Origin of the sequence: Ectopseudomonas oleovorans (assembly GCF_003052605.1) — a bacterium.
GTDB lineage: Bacteria > Pseudomonadota > Gammaproteobacteria > Pseudomonadales > Pseudomonadaceae > Aquipseudomonas > Aquipseudomonas oleovorans_A.
Window position 1 is genome coordinate 1 of record NZ_QASO01000053.1, and the last position, 7,763, is coordinate 7,763.

The window sequence follows — 7,763 nt, forward strand, 5'->3', positions numbered from 1 at the left end:
CAGCCGCCAGGCGATTCGCCCATTCTTCGAGTGGCTCGGTGAGCACTGCCGGCATATCGAGGCGGTCGCCATGGACATGAACACCGCTTTCGACCTGGAAGTGAAGCGGCACTGCCCTCAAGCCGAAGTGGTGTACGACCTGTTCCATGGGGTGGCGCGCTACGGTCGTGAGGTGATCGACCGTATCCGCGTCGACCAGGCCAACCACCTTGCGCGATAACAAACCAGCGCGCAAGGTGGTCAAGCGCAGCCGCTGGCTGCTGCTGCGCAACGCTGAGCACCTCAAGGGCGGCCAAGCCGTGCAGTTGCAGGAATTGCTCGCCGCCAACCAGCCATTGGCCCACGGTCTATCTGCCACCGCCAAACTGAACGGGCTTGCCGACCTAGCATCCATCGGCTGATCTGTTTCTCGCTCCGCTTATTACCGAAACCGCCTAAAGAGATCAGAAGGCCAATCAATGCTGCTGATTTCCCTTCTGGAAGCCAGCCGCATGATGCGTTCGGGCGCGAAAGTCAAAATCTGCCTCTACCCCAAACTGGATGCCTCATGATGCCCTATGGCCGCCAAGCCCGCTGCCGCGCAGGCTTCGTCCTGCCCCTCGTCGGCCCCAGAGACGCCGATGCCGCCGATGCATTCACCATCGAGCAGGATCGGCAGGCCCCCGCCGAACACCACCAGCCGCTCGCGTCTTGGCAGGCCGATGCGCAGGCGCGGGTTGTCACCCAGCACGTCGAGCCAGTCGCGGGTGGAGAAGCCGAAGCTCACGGCGGTGTATGCCTTGTCTTCGGCAATTTCCCGTGAATGTAGAAAGGCGCCGTTCATGCGGAGATAGGCCAACGGCAGGCCGGAGTGGTCAACCACGCAGACGTTAATGCGCACGCCTAGCTTCTCTGCATGTGCCACGGCCGCACGGGTGGCGGCATAGGCGGCTTCCCAGTGCAGCGAGCGTTGATTCGTTGTTCTCATGTGCCGGACTCTGTGCAGGAGGAGGCAGGTTCATCGACCAATGGCCTTGGCGCTTTCGCCGCCGATGCCGAAGTGGCCTTTGGGCATCTCGGTTATAATCACTCGCACGCTGGTCAGCGGCGCATCCAGGGAGCGCGAGATGGCCTCGCTGACTTCGCGAATGAGGGTTTCCTTCTGCTCGTCGCTGCGGCCTTCAAGGATGTGGATCTGGGCAATAGGCATGGTGTGCCTCCTGAAGAAGAGGCCGCCCGGGCAGGGCGGCCGGATGGCTCAGACGAAGCGCGCGGAGACGCTGCCAAGCCCCTGGTAGCGCACGGTGATGTTGTCGCCCGGCGCTACTGCGACGGCGGCGGTGATGCCGCCAGTCATGATGAAGGTGCCGGCCGGTATGTGTTCGTCGCGCTCTGCCAGCAGGTTGGCCAGCATGGCCACGCTGGACAGCGGATGGCCGAGCACTGCGGCGCCGGCACCAAGTTCCACCACCTCGCCGTTCTTCTCCATCACCACGCCGAGAGTGCGCAGGTCGACCTCCTCGAGGTTGGCCATGCGGCCTCCGGTGATGTAGCGGGTCGACGAGGCGTTGTCGGCCACCACGCTGATCAGGTCGAACTTGAAATTCTCATAGCGCGAGTCGATTACCTCGACGGTGGGGATCACGTAGTCGACCGCGGCGATCACGTCGCCGATATGGCAACCAGGCCCGACCAGCGGTGCCTTGGTGACCACCGCGATTTCCGCCTCGATCTTGGGGTGGATCAGCTTGGAACAGTCCACCGTGCCGCCGTCGGGCACGCTGAAGTAGTCGGCGAGAAAGCCGTAGATCGGCGTCTCCACGCCCATCTGTGCCATCTTCGCCCATGAGGTCAGGCCCATCTTCAGGCCGACGATCTTGTTGCCGCGCTCCTCCTTGCGCCGGCGGATTTCCCACTGGATGTCGTAGGCATCGGCGAAGGTCATCTCGGGATAGTCGTTGGTGACCTTGTGGATGTCATGGGCCTGCAATTCGGCGTTCTCGATGTGCTCGGCCAGGGCCAGCACCTGCTCGCGGTTGAGGGTACGGTTCATGCGCTCACCTTCTGGTTCTGGCGGGCCCGGGACATATCCAGGGCGAGGTCTTCGATCATGTCTTCCTGGCCACCGACGGTGCCGCGGCGCCCCAGCTCGACCAGAATGTCGCGGGCCGGCACGCCGTATTTCTTCTCGGCGCGCTGGGCGAACAGCAGGAATGAGCTGTATACGCCGGCATAGCCCAGGGTCAGCGCATCGCGGTCGACGCGGATCGGCTGGTCCATCATCGGCACGACGAGGTCTTCGGCCACATCCATGATCTTGTAGAGGTCGATGCCGGTTTCCACGCCCATGCGCTTGCACACCGCGACGAAGACTTCCAGCGGGGTGTTGCCGGCACCCGCGCCTAGCCCTGCGACCGAGCCGTCGATGCGCGAGGCGCCGGCCTCGATGGCCGCCAGCGAGTTGGCGATGGCCATGCCCATGTTGTGGTGACCGTGGAAGCCGATCTCGGTGGCCGGGTTCAGCTCGGCGCGCAGCAGGCCGATCTTCTCGCTGACTTCATCGGGCAGCATGTAGCCGGCGGAGTCGGTGCAATAGATGCAGTTGGCGCCGTAGCTTTCCATCAGCCGCGCCTGCTCCAGCACTTTTTCGGCGCTGATCATGTGCGCCATCATCAGGAAGCCGACGGTATCGGCGCCCAGCTTGCGCGACATGCCGATGTGCTGCTCGGAGACATCGGCCTCGGTGCAATGCGTGGCCACTCGAATGGTGGAGACGCCACAGTCGAGCGCCATCTTCAGGTGGTCGACCGTGCCGATGCCCGGCAGCAGCAGGGCGGATACCTTGGCCTGCTTGAGGCGCGGGATCACCGCACGCAGGTATTCCTCGTCGCTGTGCGCGGGGAAACCGTAGTTGATCGAGCGACCGCCGAGGCCGTCGCCGTGGGTGATCTCGATCAGTGGCATGCCGGCGGCGTCGAGGCCGGTGGCGACCGCGATCATCTGCTCGAGGCTGATCTGGTGGCGCTTGGCGTGCATGCCGTCGCGCAGGCTCATGTCGTGCAGGGTGACGTTCTTGCCTTGCAGATTCATGGTGCGACTCCTTTAGGCCAGTGCCGCTTCACGACGTGGCAGTTGAATGGTGCCGCTGGCGATTTCCTCGGCGAACATCTCGCCGGTGCGCAGGGCGGCGGCGGTCATGATGTCGAGGTTGCCGGCGTACTTGGGCAGGTAGTCGCCCAGGCCCTCGACCTCCATGAAGATCGAGACGCGGTTGCCGTCGAATACCGGGCCATTCTTCAGCCGGTAGCCGGGCACGTACTTCTGCACCTCGGCGATCATCGCGTGGACCGATGCGGTGATCGCATCCTGGTCCGGTTCGGTTTCGGTCAGGCAGTGGATGGTGTCGCGCATCATCAGCGGCGGCTCGGCCGGGTTGACGACGATGATCGCCTTGCCTTCCTTGGCCCCGCCGACCTGCTCGATGGCGCCGGCGGTGGTGCGGGTGAACTCGTCGATGTTCTTGCGGGTGCCCGGGCCGATGGAGCGCGAGGACACGGTGGCGACGATCTCGCCGTAGGCCACCGGCTGCACGCGCGATACCGCGGCGACCATCGGGATGGTGGCCTGGCCACCACAGGTGACCATGTTGACGTTCATTTCCAGCGTGCCGACATGCTGCTTGAGGTTCACCGGCGGCACGCAGTACGGGCCGATGGCGGCCGGGGTCAGGTCGACCATCAGCACGCCCAGCTCGTTGAGCTTGCGGCTGTTCTCGGCGTGTACATAGGCGGAGGTGGCATCGAAGGCGATGCGGATATCGTCCTCGAGCACGTGCGGCAGCAGGCCGTCGACGCCCTCGGCGGTGGTCTTCAGGCCGAACTCGCGGGCGCGCTTGAGGCCATCGGACTCGGGGTCGATGCCGACCATCCAGACCGGCTCGATCCACTCGGAACGCAGCATCTTCATCACCAGATCTGTGCCGATGTTGCCCGGGCCTATGATCGCTACTTTCAGTTTCTTGTTCATCAGGCTGTCCTCGATCAGATGAAGCGCACGGAGGCGCTGCCGATGCCGCCGATCTCGACGCGCATGAAATCACCGGCCTTGACCGGTTCCAGCGGAACCAGCGAGCCGGACAGGATCACTTCGCCGGCCTTCAGGCCGATGCCGAAGTGGCCGAGGGTGTTGGCCAACCAGGCCACGCAATTGACCGGCGAGCCGAGCGCAGCCGCTCCAGCGCCGGTGGAGAGCAGCTGGCCGTTCTTCTCGACCAGCATGCCGCAGGTGACCAGATCGACCTGGCGCGGTGAGACGGCCTGGTCGCCGAGCACGAACAGCCCGCAGGAGGCGTTGTCCGCCACGGTGTCCTGGATCTTGATCTTCCAGTCCTGGATGCGCGAATCGACCACTTCGAAGCAGGGGATCACGCATTCGGTGGCAGCCAGCACGTCGGCGTTGGTCACGCCCGGCCCCATCAGGTCCTTCTTGAGGATGAAGGCGATCTCGCCCTCGGCGCGCGGCTGGATCAGCTTCTCGCTGATCGGCATGGCTTCGCCGCTGTTGTAGACCATGGCATCGGTGAGGTAGCCGAAGTCCGGCTGGTGCACGCCGAGCATGTTCTGCACGGCCTTGCTGGTGACGCCGATCTTCTTGCCGATCACCCGCTCGCCGGCGGCCAGGCGCCGTTCCAGCATGCGCAGGGAAATGTGGTAGGCGTCCTCGACGCTGATGTCGAAGCCGCGGCTGGTCAGCGGCGTGACGGTCTCGCGCTGGACCATCGCCTGGTAGAGCTCGTCGCCGAGTTCGTTGATCAATGTCTTGTCCATATCGGTCTCTCTCAGGAATGGAGGGCGTCGGCCTCGGCGAGGAAATTCTCGACCAAGCGGGCGAAACGCTCGGCGTGTTCGATCTGGGTCCAGTGGCCGCACTGGCCGAACACGTGTAGCTGGGCGTTGGGAATCCACTGCGCGAGGGTCAGCGAAGCCTGCAGCGGGATGATCCGATCCTCGCGGCCGTGGATGACCAGGGTTTCGTTGGGCAGGGCGCGGATATCGGTCTCGTTGCTGGCCAGATCGTCGACTCCGTTCTGCCGTGGCGGCGGGAACATCGCGGCGAACGACTCCTGAAAGCCGGGGCGGATACTGGCCTGGTAACGCAGCTCGGCCAGCTCGTCGTTGACCAGGGTGCGGTCGTGGGCGAAAACGTCCATCAGCCGGCGCATGCTGGCAAAGGACGGCTCGTAGCCCCAGACAGCATCCAGGCCCGGCGTGATTGGAAAACTCACTCCAACGCTGCCCATCAGCACCAGCCGGCGCACCCGCTCGGGATGCCGGATGGCCAGTGCCAGCGCCAGCCCGCCGCCGAACGAGTTGCCGACGATGTCGGCCTGCTGGATGCCGAGGGCGTCGAGCACGCCGATGGCATGCTCGACCCAGCGCGCCTGGCTGTATTGTCCATCGGCCGGACGTTCGCTGTAGCCGAAGCCGAGCATGTCCGGAGCGACCACCCGGCGCGTCTGCGCCAGCTGCGGAATGATCCCGCGCCAGTTGGCCCAGGCGGTGACGCCCGGCCCGGAGCCGTGGATCAGCAGAACCGGGAAGCCTTCGCCCTGATCATGCAGGTTGGTGCGGTAGCCAGCGGCGAGGATTTCGCGACCGATTTCAGGGCTTTGCTGCGGTGCGTTCATGGCCAGCTCCTCAGAGTTTCACACAGATGTTTTTCAGCTCGGTGTAGAATTCCAGCGAGTGCACACCCCCTTCGCGCCCGATGCCCGACTGCTTGCTGCCGCCGAAGGCGGTGCGCAGGTCGCGCAGGAACCAGCTGTTGACCCAGACGATGCCGGCCTCGATCTGCCCGGCGACGCGGTGGGCGCGCGAAGCGTTCTCGGTCCAGATCGCCGAGGCCAGGCCGTAAGGCAGGCTGTTGGCCAGTTCAATGGCTTCCTCCTCGCTGTCGAACGGGCGGATATGGCAGCAGGGGCCGAAGATTTCCTCGGTGACCACCGCCGAATCGTCGGTCAGGCCGGTCCAGATGGTCGGCTGCACCCAGGCGCCGCCGGCCAGGTGCGCCGGCATCTCCGGCACGCCGCCGCCGGTGACAACGGTGGCGCCGTCGTCGACTGCCTGCTGGTAGTAACTGAGGACTTTTTCACGGTGCTTGTGGCTGATCAGCGGGCCGAAATTGGCCTCTGGATCGTTCGGTTCGCCGATCTTCAACGCTTCGGCGCCGGCCTTCAGGCGGGCGACGAACGCGTCGAAGATCGGCCGCTCGACATACACCCGCTCGGTGCCCAGGCAGACTTGGCCGCAGTTGGCGAAGGCCGAGCGCAGGGTGCCCTCGATGGCCTTGTCCAGGTCACAGTCGGCGAAGACGATGCCGGCGTTCTTGCCGCCCAGCTCCAGCGACACCTGGCGCACGCCCTTGGCCGCGGCGCGCATGATGGTTTCGCCGGTGCCGGTCTCGCCGGTGAAGGTGTAGGCGTCGACGTCCGGGTGCTCGGTGAGGAAGGCCCCGGCCGAATCGCCGCCGAAACCGTGCACCACGTTGTACACGCCGGCCGGCACACCGGCGGCCTGCATCACCTCGCCGAGCAGGGTGGCGGTCAGCGGGGTTTCCTCGGATGGTTTGACCACCACGCAGTTGCCGCAGGCCAGGGCCGGGCCGACTTTCCAGGTCATCAGCAGCAGCGGCAGGTTCCACGGGCTGATCACCCCGATCACCCCCTTGGGCCGGCGCACGCCGTAGTTGAGTGCACCGGCGCCGTCCGGGGTGGCCATCTCGAAGGCTTCGGTCGGCACGTTCTTGATCAGGTCGGCGAACACCTTGAAATTGGCCGCGCCGCGCGGAATGTCGATGTGGCTGGCCAGGGATTTGGGCTTGCCGGTGTCCAGGCATTCGGCCTCGAGAAACTCATCGAAGCGCGCCGTGACGCCATCGGCCACGCGATGCAGAATCTCAGCGCGCTCGGCCACCGTCATCTTCCCCCATGGTCCCTTCAGCGCAGCGCGTGCCGCCCTGACCGCGGCGTCGACCTCGGCGCGGCCGGCCTCGTGCACGCGGCCGATCACCTGGCCATTGACCGGGTTGATGTCCTCGAAGGTGCGGCCGCTGGCCGAATCGACGAAGGCACCGTTAATGAAATGCTTGATCTCTTTCATCTGCGCAATCTCTGCAATAAGTCGAACCGAACCATCAGGTCAGCACGGTCATGAATCGTTCGTTGAGAATGCGGTCGTGGTAAAAGATCGCCTTGCCCAGCTGGTCAGTGGTCCAGGTCACCGGTTTGTGGTCCGGGTAGTTGTAATCTCCCCCGCAGAACACTTCGTTGCGGTTACCGGACGGGTCGAAGAAGTAGATGGTCTTGCCGTGAGTGAGGCCGTGGCGGGTTGGGCCGATGTCGATCGAGGTGTCGGTCATGGAGATCAGGTCGGCGGCGCGAAGCACGTCTTCCCAGGTTTCGAGGTGGAAGGACACATGATGGAGGCGGCCTTTTTCCGGATGGTGAATGAAGGCCACGTCGTGGGCCTTGGTCGACAGGCTGAGGAACTGGGCGACGCGCGTGCCATTTTCGTCCAGCACCTGTTCGGCCAGATAGAAGCCGAGCACCTTGGTGAACAGGTCATAGGTCGCCGGCAATTCGTCGCCATACAGTAGGCAATGATCGAAACGCACAGCCGCCATGCCTTTCAGATCGCGCGGCCATGCCTCGGGATTGACCTCATTCACACCCCACTTTCCAGTATATTCCTTGTCTGCATACAACTCGAAGTGATGCCCGGAGGGTG

9 protein-coding genes and 1 pseudogene are annotated in these 7,763 nt (G+C 64.5%); 1 reads left to right on the top strand and 9 read right to left on the bottom strand.

The features are described from left to right. Positions 1-338, top strand: a pseudogene (locus tag DBO86_RS09870) (ISL3 family transposase); the annotation flags it as partial. Positions 339-526: 188 nt separating this feature from the next. Here the strand turns inward: DBO86_RS09870 and DBO86_RS09875 are convergent. The 9 genes from DBO86_RS09875 to DBO86_RS09915 all read right to left on the bottom strand — a co-directional run. Next, entirely contained in the window at positions 527-967 is a 441-nt protein-coding gene (locus DBO86_RS09875) for a GlcG/HbpS family heme-binding protein (RefSeq protein ID WP_017849597.1), read from the bottom strand. A gap of 30 nt (positions 968-997) precedes the next feature. Further along, positions 998-1,189, bottom strand: a complete 192-nt coding sequence (locus tag DBO86_RS09880; RefSeq protein WP_003292102.1) for a 2-hydroxymuconate tautomerase — start codon at positions 1,187-1,189, stop codon at positions 998-1,000. A 48-nt stretch (positions 1,190-1,237) separates the two neighbouring features. Continuing rightward, positions 1,238-2,032 carry a 2-oxo-3-hexenedioate decarboxylase gene (gene dmpH / locus DBO86_RS09885; RefSeq protein WP_017849598.1) on the bottom strand — a complete coding sequence of 265 codons (795 nt, stop codon included), beginning with the start codon at positions 2,030-2,032 and terminating at the stop codon, positions 1,238-1,240. After that, entirely contained in the window at positions 2,029-3,069 is a 1,041-nt protein-coding gene (gene dmpG, locus DBO86_RS09890; RefSeq protein WP_003450283.1) for a 4-hydroxy-2-oxovalerate aldolase, read from the bottom strand. The genes dmpH and dmpG overlap by 4 nt, the downstream gene beginning before the upstream one ends. A 12-nt stretch (positions 3,070-3,081) precedes the next feature. Next, on the bottom strand, positions 3,082-4,005 hold the full coding sequence (locus tag DBO86_RS09895) for an acetaldehyde dehydrogenase (acetylating) (RefSeq protein WP_108233480.1): 924 nt from the start codon (positions 4,003-4,005) through the stop codon (positions 3,082-3,084). Between the two features lie 14 nt (positions 4,006-4,019). After that, positions 4,020-4,805: a 2-oxopent-4-enoate hydratase gene (gene dmpE, locus DBO86_RS09900; RefSeq protein ID WP_045633702.1), complete on the bottom strand. Its 786-nt coding sequence runs from the start codon at positions 4,803-4,805 to the stop codon at positions 4,020-4,022. Positions 4,806-4,816: 11 nt separating this feature from the next. After that, positions 4,817-5,665 (bottom strand): alpha/beta fold hydrolase, encoded by an 849-nt coding sequence (locus tag DBO86_RS09905; protein ID WP_108233479.1) that lies wholly within the window; start codon positions 5,663-5,665, stop codon positions 4,817-4,819. A 10-nt stretch (positions 5,666-5,675) separates the two neighbouring features. Next, complete coding sequence (locus tag DBO86_RS09910; protein WP_003292094.1) at positions 5,676-7,136, bottom strand: 2-hydroxymuconic semialdehyde dehydrogenase; 1,461 nt, start codon at positions 7,134-7,136, stop codon at positions 5,676-5,678. A 34-nt stretch (positions 7,137-7,170) separates the two neighbouring features. Then, positions 7,171-7,763, bottom strand: a 593-nt coding sequence (locus DBO86_RS09915) for a VOC family protein (RefSeq protein WP_208630406.1), incomplete at its 5' end; no start/stop codon positions are given.

Excerpts from the sequence above, each read along its gene's own strand:
- DBO86_RS09875 (WP_017849597.1), bottom strand. The coding sequence starts at position 967 with ATGAGAACAACGAATCAACGCTCGCTGCACTGGGAAGCCGCCTATGCC.
- DBO86_RS09880 (WP_003292102.1), bottom strand. The coding sequence starts at position 1,189 with ATGCCTATTGCCCAGATCCACATCCTTGAAGGCCGCAGCGACGAGCAG.
- dmpH (WP_017849598.1), bottom strand. The coding sequence starts at position 2,032 with ATGAACCGTACCCTCAACCGCGAGCAGGTGCTGGCCCTGGCCGAGCAC.
- dmpG (WP_003450283.1), bottom strand. The coding sequence starts at position 3,069 with ATGAATCTGCAAGGCAAGAACGTCACCCTGCACGACATGAGCCTGCGC.
- DBO86_RS09895 (WP_108233480.1), bottom strand. The coding sequence starts at position 4,005 with ATGAACAAGAAACTGAAAGTAGCGATCATAGGCCCGGGCAACATCGGC.
- dmpE (WP_045633702.1), bottom strand. The coding sequence starts at position 4,805 with ATGGACAAGACATTGATCAACGAACTCGGCGACGAGCTCTACCAGGCG.
- DBO86_RS09905 (WP_108233479.1), bottom strand. The coding sequence starts at position 5,665 with ATGAACGCACCGCAGCAAAGCCCTGAAATCGGTCGCGAAATCCTCGCC.
- DBO86_RS09910 (WP_003292094.1), bottom strand. The coding sequence starts at position 7,136 with ATGAAAGAGATCAAGCATTTCATTAACGGTGCCTTCGTCGATTCGGCC.